This window comes from Sphingorhabdus sp., from assembly GCF_046596595.1.
Lineage (GTDB): Bacteria > Pseudomonadota > Alphaproteobacteria > Sphingomonadales > Sphingomonadaceae > Sphingorhabdus_B.
Window position 1 is genome coordinate 36,340 of record NZ_JBKJMB010000087.1, and the last position, 20,329, is coordinate 56,668.

Annotated in this window: 18 protein-coding genes; 4 read left to right on the plus strand and 14 right to left on the minus strand. The window is 54.4% G+C overall.

Going from position 1 to position 20,329, the window contains the following annotated elements:
- The first annotated feature begins 108 nt into the window (after positions 1–108).
- The gene (locus ACLL9E_RS08405; RefSeq protein ID WP_411291289.1) at positions 109–990 is read left to right on the plus strand and encodes an OmpA family protein; all 882 of its coding nucleotides are present in this window, start codon (positions 109–111) and stop codon (positions 988–990) included.
- 45 nt (positions 991–1,035) lie between these two features.
- On the opposite strand, the gene ACLL9E_RS08410 is transcribed toward ACLL9E_RS08405, so the two are convergent.
- Positions 1,036–1,758 (minus strand): winged helix-turn-helix domain-containing protein, encoded by a 723-nt coding sequence (locus ACLL9E_RS08410; protein ID WP_411291290.1) that lies wholly within the window; start codon positions 1,756–1,758, stop codon positions 1,036–1,038.
- Between the two features lie 230 nt (positions 1,759–1,988).
- Between ACLL9E_RS08410 and ACLL9E_RS08415 the strand changes: the two genes are divergently transcribed.
- Positions 1,989–2,390, plus strand: coding sequence for a UrcA family protein (locus tag ACLL9E_RS08415; RefSeq protein WP_411291291.1), 402 nt, complete (start codon positions 1,989–1,991; stop codon positions 2,388–2,390).
- A 123-nt stretch (positions 2,391–2,513) separates the two neighbouring features.
- Here the strand turns inward: ACLL9E_RS08415 and ACLL9E_RS08420 are convergent, their stop codons facing one another.
- From ACLL9E_RS08420 to ACLL9E_RS08475, 12 genes are all read right to left on the minus strand, one after another.
- On the minus strand, positions 2,514–3,053 hold the full coding sequence (locus ACLL9E_RS08420; protein ID WP_411291292.1) for a YybH family protein: 540 nt from the start codon (positions 3,051–3,053) through the stop codon (positions 2,514–2,516).
- Between the two features lie 592 nt (positions 3,054–3,645).
- Entirely contained in the window at positions 3,646–6,204 is a 2,559-nt protein-coding gene (locus tag ACLL9E_RS08425) for an ATP-binding protein (RefSeq protein WP_411291293.1), read from the minus strand.
- A 119-nt stretch (positions 6,205–6,323) separates the two neighbouring features.
- Positions 6,324–6,725, minus strand: coding sequence for a response regulator (locus ACLL9E_RS08430; RefSeq protein WP_411291294.1), 402 nt, complete (start codon positions 6,723–6,725; stop codon positions 6,324–6,326).
- A 199-nt stretch (positions 6,726–6,924) separates the two neighbouring features.
- Entirely contained in the window at positions 6,925–7,596 is a 672-nt protein-coding gene (locus tag ACLL9E_RS08435; protein ID WP_411291295.1) for a hypothetical protein, read from the minus strand.
- A 244-nt stretch (positions 7,597–7,840) separates the two neighbouring features.
- Positions 7,841–8,005 carry a hypothetical protein gene (locus tag ACLL9E_RS08440; protein WP_411291296.1) on the minus strand — a complete coding sequence of 55 codons (165 nt, stop codon included), beginning with the start codon at positions 8,003–8,005 and terminating at the stop codon, positions 7,841–7,843.
- Between the two features lie 47 nt (positions 8,006–8,052).
- Positions 8,053–8,235, minus strand: coding sequence for a hypothetical protein (locus tag ACLL9E_RS08445; RefSeq protein ID WP_411291297.1), 183 nt, complete (start codon positions 8,233–8,235; stop codon positions 8,053–8,055).
- Entirely contained in the window at positions 8,232–9,320 is a 1,089-nt protein-coding gene (locus tag ACLL9E_RS08450) for an aldose epimerase family protein (RefSeq protein ID WP_411291298.1), read from the minus strand. Before ACLL9E_RS08450 ends, ACLL9E_RS08445 begins: the two co-directional genes overlap by 4 nt.
- A 325-nt stretch (positions 9,321–9,645) precedes the next feature.
- Positions 9,646–12,084, minus strand: a complete 2,439-nt coding sequence (locus ACLL9E_RS08455) for a PAS domain S-box protein (RefSeq protein ID WP_411291299.1) — start codon at positions 12,082–12,084, stop codon at positions 9,646–9,648.
- A gap of 145 nt (positions 12,085–12,229) precedes the next feature.
- Positions 12,230–12,886 (minus strand): GNAT family N-acetyltransferase, encoded by a 657-nt coding sequence (locus tag ACLL9E_RS08460; RefSeq protein ID WP_411291300.1) that lies wholly within the window; start codon positions 12,884–12,886, stop codon positions 12,230–12,232.
- Between the two features lie 96 nt (positions 12,887–12,982).
- Positions 12,983–13,708 (minus strand): hypothetical protein, encoded by a 726-nt coding sequence (locus tag ACLL9E_RS08465; protein WP_411291301.1) that lies wholly within the window; start codon positions 13,706–13,708, stop codon positions 12,983–12,985.
- An 84-nt stretch (positions 13,709–13,792) separates the two neighbouring features.
- Positions 13,793–15,001 carry a toxic anion resistance protein gene (locus tag ACLL9E_RS08470; protein WP_411291302.1) on the minus strand — a complete coding sequence of 403 codons (1,209 nt, stop codon included), beginning with the start codon at positions 14,999–15,001 and terminating at the stop codon, positions 13,793–13,795.
- Positions 15,002–15,082: 81 nt separating this feature from the next.
- Positions 15,083–15,787 (minus strand): arylesterase, encoded by a 705-nt coding sequence (locus ACLL9E_RS08475; RefSeq protein ID WP_411291303.1) that lies wholly within the window; start codon positions 15,785–15,787, stop codon positions 15,083–15,085.
- A 42-nt stretch (positions 15,788–15,829) separates the two neighbouring features.
- Between ACLL9E_RS08475 and ACLL9E_RS08480 the strand changes: the two genes are divergently transcribed.
- Positions 15,830–16,501 (plus strand): ABC transporter ATP-binding protein, encoded by a 672-nt coding sequence (locus ACLL9E_RS08480; protein ID WP_411291304.1) that lies wholly within the window; start codon positions 15,830–15,832, stop codon positions 16,499–16,501.
- A gap of 142 nt (positions 16,502–16,643) precedes the next feature.
- Positions 16,644–19,154, plus strand: coding sequence for an ABC transporter permease (locus ACLL9E_RS08485; protein ID WP_411291305.1), 2,511 nt, complete (start codon positions 16,644–16,646; stop codon positions 19,152–19,154).
- A gap of 83 nt (positions 19,155–19,237) precedes the next feature.
- Here the strand turns inward: ACLL9E_RS08485 and ACLL9E_RS08490 are convergent, their stop codons facing one another.
- Positions 19,238–20,320, minus strand: a complete 1,083-nt coding sequence (locus ACLL9E_RS08490) for a bile acid:sodium symporter family protein (protein WP_411291306.1) — start codon at positions 20,318–20,320, stop codon at positions 19,238–19,240.
- Positions 20,321–20,329: the final 9 nt, after the last annotated feature.

Consider the following 20,329-nt stretch of genomic DNA (forward strand, 5'->3'; position numbering starts at 1 on the left):
ATGAAAATACCAGCGCTCACGCTTCCGATTGCTGGATCCGTTCGGGTCCGAACCTGCAACGCGTTCCTTGGACTATCAATTCTAGGCAGAATTTGGAGTAAACTTTACATGACCCGCAAATCGAAAATCTACAGCAGCGCTTGCCTGCTTGCCCTGCTCACACTTCCGGGCTGGGCTTCCGCATCGGCACAACAACAGGATATTCAAGAAGCCGAAGTTGGCACCACAGTCGTTGGATCCCCCCCCGCAGATTTGACCGGCCTAACCGCTGGACCAGATATAGACGGTTTTATTTCGGCGCGCAGCGATAACCGGATCCAAGTGACCACCGCCGACGGAACAAACACCGTTGTCTTTCTCAGCGACGGAACCGAGATCCGTTCAAGTAATGGTCTTTTTGGCATGAACCGTACCAAGCTCGCCACGGGCTCGCTGCTGAACGGTCTGCCAGTTACGGCCAAAACTGTTCAATGGGGCGGCGGCCTGGTTGCAAGCCAGATCAAACTTCGCGGTAAGGACCTGAAAACTGCAACGATGATCCGCACGGGCACTGTGCAGGGCTTTGCCGAGCAAACAGCGGCGACAGAGGCTTTGCGCAGCCGCGTAGCTGACATCGACCAGTATAATGTCAAAGGGACGACCAATGTATACTTTGACACAGGAAAAACCAATTTGTCGCAACAGGCACAAGCTGATCTGTGTTCCGCAGCGACTCAAGCCAATGCCATGGATAACGCGCTTGTGCTTGTTGTTGGGTACACAGACTCGACCGGCGATTATGACTTCAACCAGGAATTGAGTGAAAAGCGGGCGAGCCGCGTGGTCAACTATCTGCAGCAGGCTTGCGGATGGAAGCCGTATCGCATGTTGACACCAACGGGCATGGCAGAGGCAGATCCTGCCGCGGATAATACCACCGATGAAGGCAAGGCACAAAACCGCCGTGTCGCAATCAACATTCTGGTCAGCAAGGGTCTGGACGGAATGTAAACCCCGGGAAGGTGGGCCTTGCGCCCACCTTCACATATCCATCATTCAGCCAACATTTAAAAAACGTTCCAGAGATTGCATAATCCCGTCTGTAATATCCCCCTGCAACACAAACAAATCGGCGAATTCATGGTCGAAGTTTTTTGACCATTTATGCGCGCCATCCTCTCCATCGATAAGCTGTGCGGTTATGCGGACGCGTGCGCCGGCCATGCGCACACTACCTTCAACAAGCGCATCGACGCCTAATTTCTCGCAGATATGGCGGGCATCGACATTGTTATGCTTGAATGCAAAACTCGACGTGCGTGACGACACCTTAATATGCGGCGTGCGCGACAGGGAATTAATCAGTTCTTCCGAAATACCATCACCCAGATAATCCATTGCAGGATTGCCGGTCATGTTCAGGAACGCCAGCACCGCTATCGAGCTATATTGACGGAGTTCTGTGACCGAGTTGTAATCCGTGAGGCGGCTATCCAGCCTGTAGCCCAACCCACGCACGGTAATTAGTAACCTCGCGTCAGACCCGAGCGCCCTGCGCGCGGATGCCACATGGACATGCAAGGCATTTTCATCAACGATAAGCCCCGACCAAACAATATTCATCAAATCATATTTGGTGACAATTTGGCCTTTAGCAGCCGCGAGCGTGGACAATATCTGCAGTGCCTTGTTGCCGATTGGCACCGGGCGGTGATCATACCGAAGCTGTCGGAACGGCAACAATATATGGTGCCCAAGCATCACTTCAAATTGTTCCATAGGTCCAGTCCACAAATATTGTGTGCCGTGTCACGGCGAGTCTGCGACCATTATTCAGAAATTTACCAGACTTTACCGCTGGTGTCATTTCGTTTCAGAAACTTCAGATAAAATTCAGGTTCATTTAATGGGGACGACAACGTCAATTCCCTGAATAACTGATAGAAAGCCTTCCTATTGAAGATGAAAACATGGCCGCGCCCCCCACCACCGTTTTGAAAGGCATAATCATGACTGGAATAACATTTATCGGCTCTGCCGCTGCGAACCGATCACTGAAAATTGGAACCATCCTGGCACTTGCAGTATCCATAACAGCGCCACTTTTCGCCCAAGACACGGTCGTTGAGGGCAAGGCCAAGCGTAACGATGTCGTTGAGCGCCGGGTCCATTATTCGGACCTCGATCTGGCAAGCCGACAAAATCAGGATGTGCTGATTTCGCGAGTCAGGAAGGCAGCCAATCAGGTTTGCAATGTCATCTACAGTGGACAGTCCCCAATGATGAAATACGAGTCCCGCTGCCCGCAATCGGTCTATCGCGAAGCTAAGCCTCAAATTGATCTGGCGATTGCAAATGCCAACAGCGGAACACGCGTCGCGATTGTATTGGCTACACCGCGGAGCCGATGATCACCGTTAGCTGCATATATACTTAACATTGCGCCTGCACCGACGACCAATTCAAGGTCGCGCGTGCAGGCAATTTTCTTGCATTCAGGAATTCACATGACGTCGCCCGCGCGGCGCGAGGCTTCATTTCGCAGGAGGAGCAATTTTGTCGGTGCGATCAGCGGATGACCAGTGGATGTGGACAATCCGCCACCCTGCATCAGTCAAGTTTAAAACCATTGTTTCAACCGATCGGCTGTTGACCGGACGCCCACGAAAGTTGCCTGTAACAATTTCGACACGCATGACTGAGGCCATGTTCCCTTCTTTGGTAACATGCTGGCTCACAGGCGTGCGTATAGTTGCCGCGCTGAATTCCGCGTCAGATTTCAGATGATGGGCCGCATATTCAGCGCGGCTGTTTTCGACGCCGCCCGATTCAAAAATCATAACTTCTTGGGCCAACAACCCAAGCGCCGTCTTGCTGTCATTGCGTTTTAATGCGGCGTGAAAGGCATCGACAACCCCAACCGCGGTGTTTGGGGCTACCGGCACGCTTTGCCCTGTTGTCGCTGGCGCAGTTGGCGATGTGGCCGAGTCAGGATGCGCGACAGCCGGGAGCAAAGGGGTTGCTACAAGAGCCGCGATTTGTGCAAAACGAAATTTAGCAGTTATGATTTTCACGTGACTTATCCTTTATAGGCAATACCAGTTATTGGTCGCCCATCGGCGACATCATGCCAATAAAGGCGATCAACCCGATAACCAATATCGCCATTATAAGCTCAGCGCCAAGGCTTACCCAAAGTTTCGCCAAATTGGTCCTTTGATTACTGGATAATATGTGCTGCCGCCCAATCCACTGATTTTGCAAAAAGCTTCTGGATTGAACGCGAATCGCTTCGGCAGGGCAAATGTCCAGCGGTTCCGGATACCCCGCTTACAGCTACCCCAGCCGACGCAAAGTCGCTTGCGATTGCAGAGATTGCCAGCGAAGAACGACCACGGGCTGACGATCGCGATGGTGCACCTTATCGGGTTTCAAAACGCTTGGCCGCCGAGCAGTTGCCCGACAAAAACGGTCTTAAACTGATCCTTACTGGCCGCCTTGCCTCCGACCAGAAAATCCCGTTCCAATGCACGTCAGTAGATCCCAATCAGCGGCCGTTCTGCGTAATCCTGGCCAGATTCGACAAGATGCAGATTACAAATGCCGCGGGGTCTGAAATTTATGGGGAATGGGCGGACTGACAGCTACGAAACTATGTTTCCCGCTTCAATTCACCACTGCCCCAGCCAACGGCAGTTCGATCGTAAAGCACGCCCCGTTGCGGTTTGAACTTGCCCGGATTACACCGCCCAAATCGCTGATGATGCCGTAGCTAATGGATAGACCAAGGCCAGTTCCTTCTTTCGCCGGCTTGGTCGTGAAAAACGGATCGAATATCTGCCGAAGTACGTCGGGCCGAATTCCTGTCCCATTGTCCGTCACCGTGATAATCGCTTGATGGTCGCAACGTTCAAGACCGATTACTATCTTGCCTTTGGAAACCTCAGCCCCTCGCTGCCGCGATCGAATGGCGTCATTGGCGTTGAGGAGCAAATTTAACAGAACCTGTTCCAGTAGCATTGGCAGGGCGATAACATGAAGCGGACCGCCGTGCTTCTCCACGGACACCTGCGTGCCATCAAGTTCGAATTGTGGTGCCACCATCGTTACAACGGCGTCGACAGCAGAGTTGACGTCAAATGGATGCGCCGATTCCTTTGGCGTTCTGCCAAACACGCGCATTTGAAGAAGGATCGGTGATGCACGCTCAACCTGAGCCAACACATTCTCCAGTTTCGGCATGAATCGGTCGGCATCCATTTGGCCCCGCAATGTATTCTCGCGAAGATTTGATGCAGCCATTTTTATGAAGTTAAGCGGTTGGTTCAATTCGTGGGCCGTGCCTGAAATCATACGGCCAAGGCTCGCCATTTTATCAGCTTGCAAAAGCTGCTCTGCCGCAGTCTTGCGCTGCGATATATCCATAATAACGCCGTTGCCCTCCAACTTCCCCGTGTGGGGATTGGCTTCAACACGCATACTGTCCCAGACCCAGACATAATGGCCACTTTTGTGCCGCACCCGATATTCGACATTTACTGCCTTATCGGGCGAAAGGACCCCAAAGGCTTCATTACGCAGAAGAATATCGTCTGGGTGGATGACTTGGATCCACCATCCCGGTGTAGCCGTATCAGCGGGCGTGTATCCCATAATTTTTTCCAGGGAATCGCTGACATACACAAGGTTTCCTTGGCCGTCCGCCATCACATCCAGCGCATAAACGATCACCGGCGCTTGCTGTGCGATATTGTACAACCGCCGCTGCGCGCTCATCAGAGCGCCGCGCTCCAGCCCCATTCTTGTACCAGCGCGCGCAATTTTGCCTGAAATCTCATTCACTTCTTCAATAACCGCGTCACCAACCGGATCCCGCGGTGCCCCCGAAGCAGCAATGTCGTAGGCCGACTGTGACAACCGGCGAAACGTAAGCGAAACGCTCCGACTCAGCTTAGACGCTGCCACGGTAATCAGCAGAACAAAAATGATAAGCGCGAAAAATTGTCGCAGTTGCACTTGGCGTGCTTTAGCCACCGCAGGTGCCAGTGGTGCAACGGTAATTACCTGCCATCCGGGCAGATCCGCCATCATGTTTGACCGCAGTACCTGCGCCATTCCGACGTTTGCCATGACGGCTTGGCCATAAATGACTTTATTCATAAGCACCGGAGCACGCAGAGACGCTATTCGTGTGGCGTTTGGTAATTGTTTAAGTTGCGCAAGCGACGACGCTTGGCCGGGCGACAACGTTAATATCTCCTGCTGCGGGCCTACAAGAAACACGCCATGATCTTGGCTCTGCCGTTGCCCGATTATAAGATCTGTCAACACATCTGCCCGCAACTGCGCGACAATGACTCCAGCTTCGCCATTGGTGTTGAATGGAACAATTAAACCAAATTGCGATGGCTGGTTCCTACCCTGGGGCGATGCAACAACACGAAGCCTAGGCTGGGCAAGGACAGCGTTTTGGCTTGGTACCCGATTTACCAGCGGCATGGCATCTCCGGCTCCGGACGATTTGCTGCTTTGTCCCTGGCTGTTAATTCTTATCTCCGCGAACTCGTGTAACAGATTATCCATGATCCGACTGTTCGCGCCGGCGGTGCCCTCAATTTGTTGTTCCGCGTACACCCTAAGCACCGCGCTTCGGGACTCGATCCAGCTTTTTAACGCAACGTCGCTTACACGCAGCTGATATTCAAGGCCTCTGCCCACATATTGCCGCGCCGCCTTTTCCCGGCTCGGCACATCGAGCGCGAGGTAAGCGGTAGTAGGTATCAGGATAACCGCCATCAATAATGTAATGACAGCACTTTCCGTCCTCAGCTTTGGCCAATGCCCAAATTTTGAAAGTGGATTTGCGGCGATCAGCGCCACATAAAATATTTCACCAAGGACAATGTTCAAAATGCCATTGGCCGCATGCTTGAGTATTACCAACACCAGCGACAGCATATCCATTTGGAGAAATGCACCGCATGTGACGAAAAGCAAAGGTGCGCCAAGTACAAGCCAGAAAATCACGTCACTGCGCACGGGAGAACTTCTCCGGGCATAAAACGCTACGAAAATGGCTTCGCAAATCCACACCAGCCACGCCCATGGATGGTTCCACAGAAAGATTGTCCAAAGGCTCGAGACCGAAATTGCGACGACCAAAGTTTGTGGAGCGACAACACGAACAAAGGCATAAATAAGGGCATTTCCAAAAAGAAAATGCACGCCCCATCCAAGGGGTAGTTCAAGTATATTGAATGCAAACCCAAGTAGTCCGAGAGATATTGCTACAACCGCATCTTGAAGCCGAGTCTTCGGCAGCAATGATGCGGTTGACCGCAAACTCAAGGTCTGGACATCGCCGCGTGGACCGCTGCAACCAGTGCATTAGTGTTGGCCGGTTTCAGAAACACGGGCACATCGGGGACGAAATCAAACTGCGACGCGCTGGCATCGCCCGTCAATATGATGAATTCAACCCGTCGTTCAGGCGGAAGCGCCGCACGCACGTCATGGATCATGCGCGCACCATTAAGCTTTGCCATGCGTAAATCAGTGATGACTACGCCAATATCCGGTGTGTTGAGAACAAGGTTGAGCGCTTCAACAGGGTCAGCGCTCGTTTCTGTTGGAAAACCCGCAAATTCGAAAAATTCTTGATACTCGGGCAAAATATCGCACTCGTCATCGACAACAAGAATTTTGCACTTAACCCGATGGACGACAGCCCTATTTGCCTGAGTCACGCACCATATCCCCCCGGATTTATAACTTTAATTATATGAGGTGTTACGGCATTTTACACTACAGGGTTTTCGGAAGTTTTATAAATAGTTCCCCAAGCAATGATACCTACCGCGTTTCATTGTTCATCGCAGGATAAGGGCAAAAAAAGTGCCCCGCGACAAGCCGCGAGGCACCCATTTAATCTAGATAAGCTTGGCCTTAAACCGCCATGTTGCGCGCACGCGATGATGAATGGCCACCATATCGATACAATACATCTTGCGCTTGTGACTGGTCCACGTCGGACGAATTTACCGTCACCAACACACCGCCATGTTTCATTTGGCCACCATAATAAGTAGCATCTTCATCGCTGACCCCATGCTCCTTCAACGCTTCGTTGAAAGTACCAGCAGCGGCACCCGCGATTGCACCGATTGCCATTGCCTCGGGTACGACACTAGCCGCAATAGCACCAATCGCTGCAAGTGGACCGACGCCTGGAATGGCCAATGCGGCAACGCCGAGACCAGCGCCTAAAGCACCGCCGCCCAAAATACCACGCAGGTAACTTGTATGTTCCTCATCAGTGACCTCACCGCCACCTTCGCGCGTCGTCATCGTGCCTTTTGATTGCGCAATAATCGACAAATCACTGTCTCTGACGCCAATCTCACGCAATGCGACAACGGCCTGTTGCGCCTCTTGCTCATTGTCGAAAACCGCAGACGCAACGCCTGTCTGGTGCGTTCCGGACTGCTGGTTCATTTGCCCATTGTCCATATCAGCACCCATGCCGCTTTGCGCGCCGGTAATGCCGTTTGAGTTGTTTTCATAAGGTCCACGGTTGGCATCGTTACCACCAAACGCTGATCGATTATCATCAGTCATATAGTCTCTCCTTAATGGCGAATTTCCGGGGAACCCGGCGACCTCATAAGGCCGACGGGCATGTCATCGCACTGTGAAGTCAACAGCCGCTGCGGCGTTAAGTTCCCGCGTTTCTAGGACTAGCAAAAGTGAAAATCAGGCGACGGGAATATAAATCGCGCCAGCCTGTTTAGAGGGCAAATCTTCCTTGCGAACTACTGCCTGACAAGCGCGCCCGACACCTTGGTGGCGCGCTGAAACGTGTCTATTCGGCAAGCGGCGGCATGATCACAGGCCAGCCATCGACCCACTCCATCGGGCTCAAAAGCATCACACGCCGCGAGTTGACATCATCGGTCGCCTTTTCGCGTGAACGGGTGGCGTCCACTGCATGATAGAGTGTCCAATATTGGCCGTTGCCGTCGTGCACGATGGCATTGTGCCCTAGCGCAATCCAACGGCCATTCTCCCCTAAAATCAAGCTGTTGGGTGTGCGAAAATCAAACGCGGTGCCTTCAAGGATGCAGGGTCGGGAAAATTCGCATCAAGGACAGGGTTGGCAACAAACTGACGTGCAGGTGCAATGTCCCGAACCGCCGCGCAACCGTTCAACACGCTAACCGATAATACGATGGTGAACGCAAGAGCTCGAGAGTTCATGCAAGTTCTTCCTTGGTCGTACCAAATCGCCAGATAATGCTATTTTCGTAGACCTCCCCCGGAAGGAGCGTGACCGACGGGAACGCCGGCTGATTAGGTGCATCAGGAAACATCTGCGGCTCAAGCGCGATCGCGTCACCCATGCGATAGCTTTTCCCCGCCTTTCCGGCAGTGGAACCGTCAAAGAAGTTACCTGAATAAAATTGCAGCCCCGGTTGGTTGGAATACAATGTCATAGTCCGCCCGGAATGTGGATCCTCCAGCAAGGCCAAAAGGCGCGGTGCAGGTGCGACGGCTTCATCAATGACCCAATTATGGTCAAACCCCCGACCATGACGCAATTGTTCATCGGCAACATCGCGGACATGGTTCTTGATGGGCGTGGGCGTGCGAAAGTCAAACGCGGTGCCTGCAACATTGCGCCGTTCTCCAGTTGGAATAAGCGCGCTGTCGACGGGCAGAAAACGCTCGGCTGGTATCATCAGCAGGTGATCCATCGCATCATATGCCGAACCCTCGCCCCCTAAGTTCCAATAAGCGTGATTGGACAGATTCACGCACGTCGGCGCATCGGTCGTGGCGCGGTAATGGACGGATACTGCATTGTCCTCGCTTAACCGATACGTCGCAGTCACCGATAAATTTCCAGGATATCCCTGATCCCCGTCTGGGCTAATATACAGTAACGTGACCGACAACGCGTCTTCGTCGCAATCCGTCACAATCCAATTGACCTTGTCAAAGCCGACTTCCCCGCCATGCAAGGAATTCACGCCGTCATTTGCCGGCACATGATATTCTGTGCCGTCCAGCGTGAAACGGGCATGTGCGATGCGGTTGGCAACCCGACCAACGGTTGAGCCAAAAAACTGCGGTTGCGCAACATATTCATCCAGCGTTGTATAACCTGGCGTAACATCGGCGACATAGCCCCGTACATCAGGGATGCAGACCGACTGAATGGAAGCACCATAGCTGATGATTTTAACCGACATGCCAGCGGCATTGGTCAGCGTGACCGCTTCGACGCTATCCCCATCGGCGAGCTTCCCAAAAACCTCTCTGCTCGTTTTCGAACCCGCCAACGACTATCTCCTGTCTATTTAAGATGATTTATATGATAAGATAGCGACGGATAATCCATTGGGGCCAGACGGATCATCCATTGGGGCCATATGTCAAACAGCCAAAGCCCCTGTTGAAATCGCGGCCCGACTGGTGGGCACCCGGGCATGCATCGGTCGCCCGGGACTGGATGGAAAGCCGCAATTGTTTTTCCATGCGTTTCACCCGAATACGGGCGGATACAACACATTTCGTGCGCTTTTGACCACGCAATTGTATTTCACCAAAGACATAGTCACGACCGGCAAAGCTGGGCCGGTTGAATGATCTCGCCAACGCCGTCGGTTATTGCCGGCGCTCCGCAATGCAGCGCTCCACGTCATTCAGTTCGTAGGGCTTGCTGAGTACCCCTACCGATCTCGCTGCAATATGGGCCGCCAGATCGCCATCAGCAGGGTGACCGGATGAAATGATGATTCCCGTGTGGCCGTTCGTCACAAGCTCAGTGACCCAATTTTCCGCACTGCCATCCGGAAGGCTGATGTCGGTGATCACAATGTCGAAATCGCCGCTCGCAAACGCGGCTTGCGCGTCGGACAAATTGCCCGCCTCTTTTATCTCTGCGCCCAGTTCATTCAGCATTTCAGCCAGATTCATGCGTATAAGTATCTCGTCTTCGACAACAAGTACGCGCAACCGCTCTGCGTCCTCGCCGCCAGCTTTTGATTGCGATTGGTCGTCCGGCTCCACCGTAGCTGCCTTCTTTTCAACTTTTGCCATGACGCGGCCAATTTTTTGAAACAGCTGGTCATTCGTATAGGGCTTGGACAGCAGTTCTACCCCTTCGTCGAGCCGGCCCGCATGGACAATCGCATTTTCGGTATATCCCGACGTAAACAAAACGCCGATGTCGGGTAGGATCTCTTTCGCACGCCGCGCAAGTTCCGGGCTACGTAAATTGCCGGGCATGACGACATCGGTGAAAAGCAAGTCGACCTTCGCGCCGCTTTCAATGATTGCTAGCGCCCGCTCGGCATTGGTAGCTTCAACGACGGTGAAGCCAAACTCGCGCAATGTTTCTACAGCGGTGCTGCGGACTATGGCGTCGTCTTCGACTACCAATATTGTCTCGGCCGACGCCGTTTCGTGCGGAAACTGATTTAAAGGTACGTCGCGTTCGGTATCCTCCGCAGTCCGCGTGCGCTGCAGATATATGCGGACTGTCGTGCCGATTCCAACTTCGCTGTATATATTGATATGACCGCCGGATTGTTTCACCAATCCGTACACCATACTTAGGCCAAGGCCGGTTCCGCTGCCTGGTTCCTTCGTTGTGAAAAAGGGATCAAATGCCTTTTCAAGCACGTCAGGTGCCATGCCCGCGCCGGTGTCCGTTACCGCCAGCATGACATATTGGCCCGGCGTCAAATCCGCATGTGCCGACGCATAACGCTCGTCCAGAACGACATTTCCGGCCTCAATCGTAAGCTTGCCGGTCCCTTTCATCGCATCCCGCGCGTTGATTGCCAGATTGAGCACGGCGTTTTCCACCTGCGCTGAATCAATCAGGCAATTCCAGATGCCCTCCTCGGCGATGGTTTCTACTTCAACAGCCTCACCCAGCGAACGGGTCAGCATTTCGCTCATGCCATGTATTAACCGGCCGACATTGATGGATTTTGGCTGCAGTGGTTGCTGGCGGCCAAACGACAAGAGGTGAGATGCAAGCTTGGCTCCGCGCGCGACGCCGCCCATTGCGTTTTCTAACCGCTGTCGCGCCCGTGGGTTGTCTCCGATGTCGCGGCGCAGTAATTCAAGGCTGCCACCAATGACCTGAAGCAAATTATTAAAGTCGTGGGCAATCCCGCCAGTGAGCTGACCAATCGCTTCCATTTTTTGTGCCTGGAGCAGTTGCTCTTCCACACGTTTACGTTCCTCGATTGCCTCCGCAACTTTGATCTGAAGCGAATCATTGAACCGGTGCATCGCGTTACGCGCAGTAATCTCGTCGCTAATATCGCGCACTTCGACAATGGTTCCTATGGCCACATCATTATCGTCACGAATAGGCGAAGCTGTAAAACCTACCGGATAGAAACACCCATTTTTATGGACAAAGGTTTCTTCGCCCACGACCTGGTTTTCCTCGGGAAAGGCACGGTCAATCGCACATTCGTGCAAGGGAAAGTGCCGCCCATCAGGATAGCTGTGATGGATGACGTCATGGAGCGGCCGCCCTTGCGTCTCTTCAAATTTGTAGCCAGTTAATTTCTCAGCCGCGCTGTTCATGAATATGCATTGCTGTGAATCGTCCATCACAAACACCGCCATTTGGGTGTTATGCAAGATCGCATTAAGCCGCCCCGAAACATCCCTCAGTTCGCGTTCGATCTTATTGCGGTTAGTGACATCCTGGATCGCTGCAAAAAACACAGGCGGGGCATCATCACTTCGAATTAGCTGCAACTGAACTGCGACGTCGTAATGCGTGCCATCTTTACGACGGTGAACCGTATTGAAGTTCACCACGGGAATGCTGCCCGATATCAAAGGTTCAATTAATTCCCTAAACTGCGCTTCGCTGATTTCAGGCTTGAGGTCCCACGGGGTTAGATCGCGCAAGTCGTCCATGGTGTAGAGCAGATTATCGCGTGCCCCGCGGTTGACGAGTGTGAAGCGGCAGTCTTCGACAGAGAAGACATAAACTTCGCTGGCGGAACCTTCGACGATTTGTCCGAGCCGCTCATTGGACAAGGGCGATGCATGGCTAATCCTAGTATCCATTGCCTCATCCCCTTCGTCCGGACATTCGTCCGCAAATAGTCTCAGCTTGCACGTCGCTGTACCGAATAATCGCTAGCAAATCACCTGCTTTGAAGCAATTACCTTGCTGACGATTGTTCCTTTTTTCTGATGTAGTTATGCAAACCTATGCTTTAATATCATGCGTATTTGGAGGTTGCAAAAATCTGTTCTGGCCACGTGCAGCAAATACGGCTTTCAAACCGGCGGATTCTTCCTTGCCACTAAGAATATTGAGCGCCTCGCGCACATCAAGCCAATAATGACTTACACTGTCCAGCGCCGCCGTCCGTTTTGCACCCAGATGGGAAACCAGATTTTGCGCTGCGCGGTTTTCCGCCAGCATCTGCATTTCGAGAACAGGCAAGTCCTCTTCAAGACAATCCAGCAGGACCGCCGCAATTAACATCCGGGCAAGGCCAAGACCGTGAAACTCATCGAGTACCGCAATTGCAAGCTCACCATGCCAAGGCAGTTCCTCAGAACGAATTGCATGTGCTGCTGCAATCGGCGGGTGGTCTTGCCCATCAATCAATATTGCGCCCCAGCCGATATGGTCATGGCCGTCGACCGCACTCAAGCGTTTTACAATCGATTCAGGCGGTGTGCGAAAGGCAGAGAAGAAACGTAAATAGCGTGAACGGTCCGACATTTCTGCGATGCCAGAACGGATATGTGCTTCATCGCTTGGCCGAATAGTGCGCAGACACACCGGTCGACCGTCCGACAAAACAGTCTCGATTTCACAGAACTTCATTGGGGAACGATTAGTATCTTCATCCATAAGCAACGGTATAACGCAAAACGCACCTTAAAGCAGCGTCAGTGGTTAAAAATCTGGAGTACTCGACGAATACGGACAACAAAATGATGTGTCTGATTATTGTCCCTGCCCATCGGCATCAGCATTGTCATAACGCATTTCCAGATAGCGGCCACGCACCGCAAGCTTGTCAAGCTCTCCGCGCGAAATCTGCCCCGTCATCGTTTCTATTTCCCGGTCGATGGTTTTAAGACCGTCAACGAGCTGCTGCGCTGGCGTTTTACCAGCATGCTCCTTGTGCTTCAGGCTATCGGGAATCCTCTTATAGCCGTTGATAAGCTCAGGCAGATGTTCGCCAACCAATTTACGCACTTCGCGCGCGGCGGGGTCATTGTCGTCGAGCGTTTGAAGTTGCGGTGCAAGCTGGTCCAGCCTTATGCCGATATCCTGCATCAGCGTCACCGCCGGCGGCGGCAATGCGGGTCGTTGTGCCTCGAGCCAGATTTCCGTTTTACCCGCCAATGTGCCAAGATCGGTCAGTTTGAGGCTTTCGGTGGTTGGCAGTGGCATTTCAGGGTAACGCATCAATACAAAGGCGGCGGCGGCAACCAGTAAAGCGGTTATCATAACGCCCCAGAAGCCAATACCACCGATGATCCCGCCGACTATGCCAGCCCCTATCAGAACGACCCCGACGGCAATCACCGCCTTGCTCAACTTGCCCCAAAAATGGGCGCGCCGCAGCGCTTGGGACTTGGTGCCGATCGGCATCATGCGCACATTGCGCAGCGAACGCGCTGCTGCGGTCAGGGTATCATCGGAGTTGGAAGCGGGGCTGTTCATTTTTTACCTAGACTTTGTCATTCCCGCGAAGGCGGGAACCCATGATCGGACTGCGCAGGAATGACGGGATAGTGTCGGCACTGTCTACCCCTCCAATGCCGCAAGTAGTCCGCTGTCCTGCGTTGCCTTTACGGCTTGTGCCTGACCTTCTGCGCGCGCGATGTAGCCTTTGGACTTCTCGACTTCCTTCTCGAGCGCTTCAGACGTTTGCTTCATGCTATCGAGCGCCTTCATTTTGAACGTGTCGATTGCATCCATCGTGTCGTAGATGTTCTGGAAAGCGCGGCTCAGCGTTTCCAACGGAATGGTCGCGGCTGCCGCCTGTTCATGAATGCGTGCGGTATTATCGCGCAGCAATTGGCCCGTGCTGTCGATAATATTGGCTGTTGTCGTGTTGAGCGAGGTAATCTGGTCCAAAACCAGCTTCTGGTTGGTCATCGCCTGCGCCACAGTCACAGCCGTGCGAAGCGCGCCAACGGTAGTCGTCGACGCCCTGTCCACGCCCTTTACCAGTTCGACGTTGTTCTTTTTCACCAGATCAAGCGCCAGATAACCCTGCACCGTAACAGCCATTTGCGTCAGCAGATCCTGCGTGCGCTGCCGTACATAAAACAGTGCGCTCTCCTTGATCGCCCGCGACTTCGCCGGATCGGACAACTCAAGCTCGGCGGCTTTCTCCTCCAGCTTCGCGTCGAGTTGCTTCGACATGACAATCATCTGTTCAAGCTTGCCCATGGCAACCCAAAGGTTCTGCCGCTCCACATCAATGGCGGCATTGTCCATCAACAGCTCGTCCTTGCCATTGCCAAGCCGACCGAGGATTGAACTGATATGCGTTTGCGAGCTTTGGTAGCTGTCGAAATAATTGCGCAATTTGTTGCCGAACGGAATGATACCAAACAGCTTCTGCTTGGTCATCAAGTTACCCTTTTTGGAAGGGTCGAGGTCTTCGACGACACGGCGTAATTCGGCGAGGTCCGCGCCAACGCCCGAGTCTGCATCCATGCGGCGAATAGGCTTATCGAGGAAACGGTTCGACTGGGCCGATGCTTCCATAATTTCCTTGCGGCCCATGTTGGTCAACTGGTCGACGCGCTTGCCGAACTCGGGGCTGTTGACGTCCTGCGCTATCAAGTCGGAGACATAAGCCTCTACCCGCTGCGCAAGCTTACTTTGCTGCTCGTCGGTGACCGGCACCAGCCCCATTGCCTGTTGCGATGTTACTGTTGGCACAGGATCAGGTGGGGTCAGTTTCAGCTCTTGTACTGTTTGGGTAACGGTTTCGGTCGACATCGCTAAGTCCCTCTGTCCATGCAATTCATTACAGATGGAACGAGTGCCCGCGCATTTCAAGCACTTCCGTCCCCAGCTGTATTATTTTTCTAATACAGCTTTGTCGTTGCCATTCAAAGCGGCTTCGACCAGCGGCGATAATCCTTCGACAACCCGCGATACCCCTTTGGCGTTCGGGTGGATGTTGTCCGGCAGCATTAACGCGGCTTCAGTCACGACTCCGTCCAGAAAAAACGGGTATAGAGGCGCGTCATATTCTTTGGCCATCTGCGGGAATATACCGTTGAAAGACTTCCCGTAATCTTGGCCCAAATTCGGCGCAGCGACCATGCCGGTGAGAACGACGGGAATGTCACGCCGTTTCAGTTCATCCATCATCGCGGTCATGTTCGCTCTGGTTTCCGCAGGTTTGATCCCGCGCAACATGTCGTTGCCACCAAGGCCAAGCACAACAAGATCGGGCTTTCGCTCCAAATTATCGAGCACAAAGGCGAGCCGCGCCTTTCCGGCTGCGGTGGTGTCGCCCGATACCCCGGCATTGTGGACGCGGGCATTGATGCCGTCTGCCTTCAGCGCAGCCTGCAATTGTGGGGCCAGTCCCTCATTGGGTGCCAGTCGGTATCCTGCATAAAGACTGTCACCAAATGCCACCACCAACCGGTCATATTGCGTAACCTTGGCACTAACCTGAGCGTCGGCCTTCGTTTCTGCTACAGGATTAGACCCGCATCCCGACAGCCCTTGGATTGCGACACATAAGGCACCATATAGCCAAAAACTTCTCATAAGGACTTTTCCTTGCACGCTCCGGTCAACATACATGCGGATATGGCAATCCGTGCAGCAAATGTCACCCTAAGCCTTGGTAGCAACGACGCATCGGTGTCAATTCTACGCGGTGTCGACCTTGCGGTGCCTTACGACAGCAGCGTTGCTTTGCTTGGGCCCTCCGGCTCTGGTAAATCATCATTGATGGCGGTGCTTGCAGGATTGGAACAAGCGAGCGGCGGAACTGTGCTGGTCGACGGCCTCGATTTTACCAAGCTGGACGAGGACGAACTGGCGCGTGCACGGCGGGGCCGTATCGGGATCGTGCTTCAGGCATTTCATCTGTTACCGACGATGACGGCGCTTGAGAATGTCGCGATTCCGCTTGAACTGGCGGGTATAGCGGATCCCTTCGGAAGGGCGCAAAGCGAACTTGAGGCGGTCGGACTTGGCCACCGGCTGACGCATTATCCCTCGCAATTGTCGGGTGGTGAGCAACAACGTGTTGCCATCGCCCGTGCCATGGCCGCCGGGCCGAAGATCATCTTTGCCGATGAACCAACCGGCAACCTTGACGGTTCAACTGGCACATCGATAATTGACCTGCTGTTCGAGCGCCGTGCGGCCTTGGGGGCGACGTTACTCATCATCACGCACGACCCGGAACTTGCCCGCAAATGTGATCGCGTGATTTCGATGCATGACGGCCATGTTGTGGAGACCGCAGCTTGAGCCAAGAATTTAAAATCCTCCCCGATTCGGGGAGGTGGCAGCGCGATGCGCTGACGAAGGGGGGTTTGAGCCTTTCGCCGCGCCAATTGCCCCCTCCACCACGCTGCGCGCGGTCCCCCTCCCCGTACCGGGGAGGATTTGGATGACGCTCCCCCTCGCCGCCATATGGCGCATATCGCGCCGCGATTTGTCCGCGCGTATTCGCGGGCTCCGATTGCTTGCGATTTGCCTGTTTCTTGGCGTTGCAACTTTGGCGGCCATCGGCAGCCTGACCGCCGGGATTGCAGACGAGCTATCTCGACGTGGCCAGACAATCCTTGGCGGGGACGTGGAAATTGGCATTGCGCAACGTGCGGCATCAAACGCCGAAATGGTCGCACTGCGCAAAGCAGGCATCGTTTCGGAAACGATCCGCTTGCGTGCAATGGCGATTGGCGCTGAACCCGACAGCGACAGCCTGCTCGCCGAGCTAAAAGCCATTGACGGCATCTACCCCCATTATGGTGCGCTAACCTTGCGCAACGGCGGCAGTGTCAAGGCGCCCGCGAAAGGCGAAATCTACATCGGACGAACCTTGTCGGAACGGCTCGATATTGAAAACGGTGGCACCGTTCGCTTTGGCGAGGCCCGATTCAAGGTTGCTGGCATCATTGACCAGGAGCCCGACCGCCTAGGCGAAGGTTTTACACTTGGCCCAGTGGCGATCATAAACATGGCTTCATTGCCCGACACTGGCCTTATTCAGCCGGGCAGCATGTATGAGGCAAAATACCGCATCAAACTGGGCCCAACCCAAGACGCCGCCGCCGTCGCAAAAGCGCTTGAGGCGCAGTTTCCGTCCGCTGGTTGGGACATCACCGACCGGTCAAATGGCGCGCCGGGAACGCGGCGTTTCATCGAACGTATGGGACAGTTCCTGACACTCGTCGGCCTAGCCTCCTTGGTCATTGCCGGCATCGGCGTCGGTAATGGCGTCAGCAGCTACCTCGCCAGCAAGCGCGCAAGCATTGCCACGTTGAAAGTGACAGGCGCCGACAGCGGAACGATTTTCCGGATCTACATGCTTCAAATCCTGACCGTTGCCACAGGCGCGATCATCGCCGGACTCGCGGTAGGCAGCGTCATGCCGACGGTTATTGGCTGGGTTGCTGGTGACATCCTTCCTGTCGCGCCGGGCTTCAATCTGCACCCGTTGCCACTGCTCGTCAGTGCGATTTATGGGCTGCTGATCGCCGTCGCGTTTGCGCTGCCCCCGTTGGCACGTGCGCGCACCGTCCCCGCCGCCGGACTGTTTCGCGCAATCGTCGAGGGCAATGCGCGGATCGACCGGCGCAGCACGGCGTGGGTGTTGTCTGCAATCCTTGCGATCATCGCCCTAGCTGTGCTCACCGCACGCGAGCCACTGTTTTCGCTGGCGTTTATCGGTGCGGCATTTGGCCTTTTGCTGTTGCTGACGGGAATTGCGTGGCTGCTGCGCGCCATTGCACTTCGGATTCCACGGCCAAAGGCCCCACTGCCTCGGCTTGCACTTGCAAACCTGCACCGGCCGGGCGCGCAGACCCAGGCGTTGGTGGTGGCGCTTGGATTAGGCCTTACCTTATTCGTGACGCTCGCCGCCATTCAGACCAGCATCAATAACGAAATCAAGAACAGCGTGCCCGACCGGGCCCCAAGCTTCTTTGCTCTCGACATTCCGCGCGACGGGGCGGCTCAGTTCACGCAAATGGTCCGCGATGCCGATCCCAAGGCGACCATAAACATGATCCCCGCCTTGCGCGGTACTATCATCGAATACGGCGGACAGCGCGTTGACCAGCTTGAAGAACTGCCCGAGGGCGCATGGGTGCTCAACGGAGACCGCGGGCTCACCTACAGCAAGGAACTTCCCAAAGGCAGCGAGATTGTCGCTGGCAAATGGTGGCCGGCCAATTACACAGGCCCTGCCCTCGTCAGCCTGGAAGCCGAGGTTGCCAAAACCCTTGGCCTCAATGTCGGCGATACCCTGACGGTTAGCCTCCTTGGTGTCGAGGTCCCTGCCAAAATAGCATCATTGCGCACGGTCAAATGGGATAATTTCGGCCTCAATTACGTCATGGTATTTTCGCCCGGCAGCCTCGACGCCGCGCCGCACAATATGGTGGCCACGCTGACGGTGTCCAAGCCAGCAGAGCGCATATTGGCAAAATCAATCCCCCCGACATTTCCGTCATCCTCGCTCATCGAAGTTGGCGAGGTGACTTCGCAAATTACCGTTTTGCTGACCCAAATGGCGCAGGCCATCGCGGCGGCTGCGTCCATTGCGATATTGGCAGGCATCGCGGTGCTTGTCGGTGCCATAGCCGCAGCCCGCCAGTCGCGCGTCTATGACAGCGTGATCATGAAGATGCTGGGCAGCACAAGGGGGCAGATTTTGGGCGCGCAGGCCATGGAATATGGCATATTGGCCATCGTGCTTGGTTTGGTTTCGTTGCTGCTTGGCATGTCCGCGGCTTATTATGTGGTCGTCCAGATTTTCGACTTCAGCTTCGTGCCGGATTATGAAGTGTTAGCACTCACGTTGGTCGGCGGCGCTGGACTGACTTTTGTGCTTGGCATCGTTGGATCACTCCCGATTTTGGCCGCACGGCCTTCTGAGGCGCTGCGATCGCTATAAACCCAATTGTCATTGCCGCGAACGCGGGAATTCATGGTCTCACCCTTCGGCAAAGACTGAAAAATGAAACCAAGGATCCCCGATCAAGTAGGGGATGACAGATTATTGTGCTGGGAGGTCTCGCTCGCCAAATGCGTCGCCAGCGGAGCAGACAATATCAGCTGCGCCATATGATAGGCCAGCGTCGGTAACAGCACCATTCCTGCAATCGCTGGCGGGAATATCGTTGCGGCGAGCGGCGCACCGATGGCGATGCTTTTCTGCCCGCCGGAAAACAGCATCGTAATCCTGTCGCCTCGTGGCAGTTTCATCATGCCGCCAAGCACCCACGCGCCACCGAAGCCGACGAGCAACATGACGGATAAGGCAAGCGCAAGCCAAGCAAGTTCATCGCCACGCACGATGCTCCAGATGCCCGCGACGACTGCGCCTGAAAACGCAACATAAACGGCAATGGCAATTGAAATGCGGTCCATCCATGTCGCAAGGTCCTTGTGGCTGTCGACCCATGGTTTGAACCAGCGCTGCATGATCTGACCCAGAACAAAGGGCAAAAGCAGGATGAGCGCAATCCGGCCTACGGCTTGGCCGTTGATGTTAGCTTCCCCGACATGCGCCAACAATGCAAAAAGCAAAGGGGAAAGCACTACACCGATCAGGTTGACCAACGCCGCTGCAACGACCGATGCCGCCACATTGCCCTTGGCAAGCGCAGTGTACGCCGCCGCCGACTGCACTGTGGAGGGCAGGATGCCGGTAAAAAGCAATCCAAGCGCAAGCGTTGCCGGCAGGATGTTGTCGAAAATATGCGACAGTATGAGTCCAACTGCGGACATCACCCCAAATACAAACAGAAAAATCGCCCCCTGAAGCCGCCAGTTGCGAACTCCATTTATGACCTCATGCCGTGGCAACCGCACACCGTTGAGGAAGAACAACAGGAAAATCGCGCCTGAGGAAATCATCTGGGCAACTTCAGCCCCGCTTCCCCGAACCGGCAGGAAGCTCGCCAACAAAATCGTTGCGAGCAGCAGAAGGACGAACCGGTCAGCGAAGATACGAGCGAACATCACCGCGCTTTGACCGTTGCAATCACCTAATGCAACACCAGCGATGTTGCGCCGCAGCACATATTGGGTTAAAGGCGCGCGAGAATCTGGTGGCATGTGGCTGCT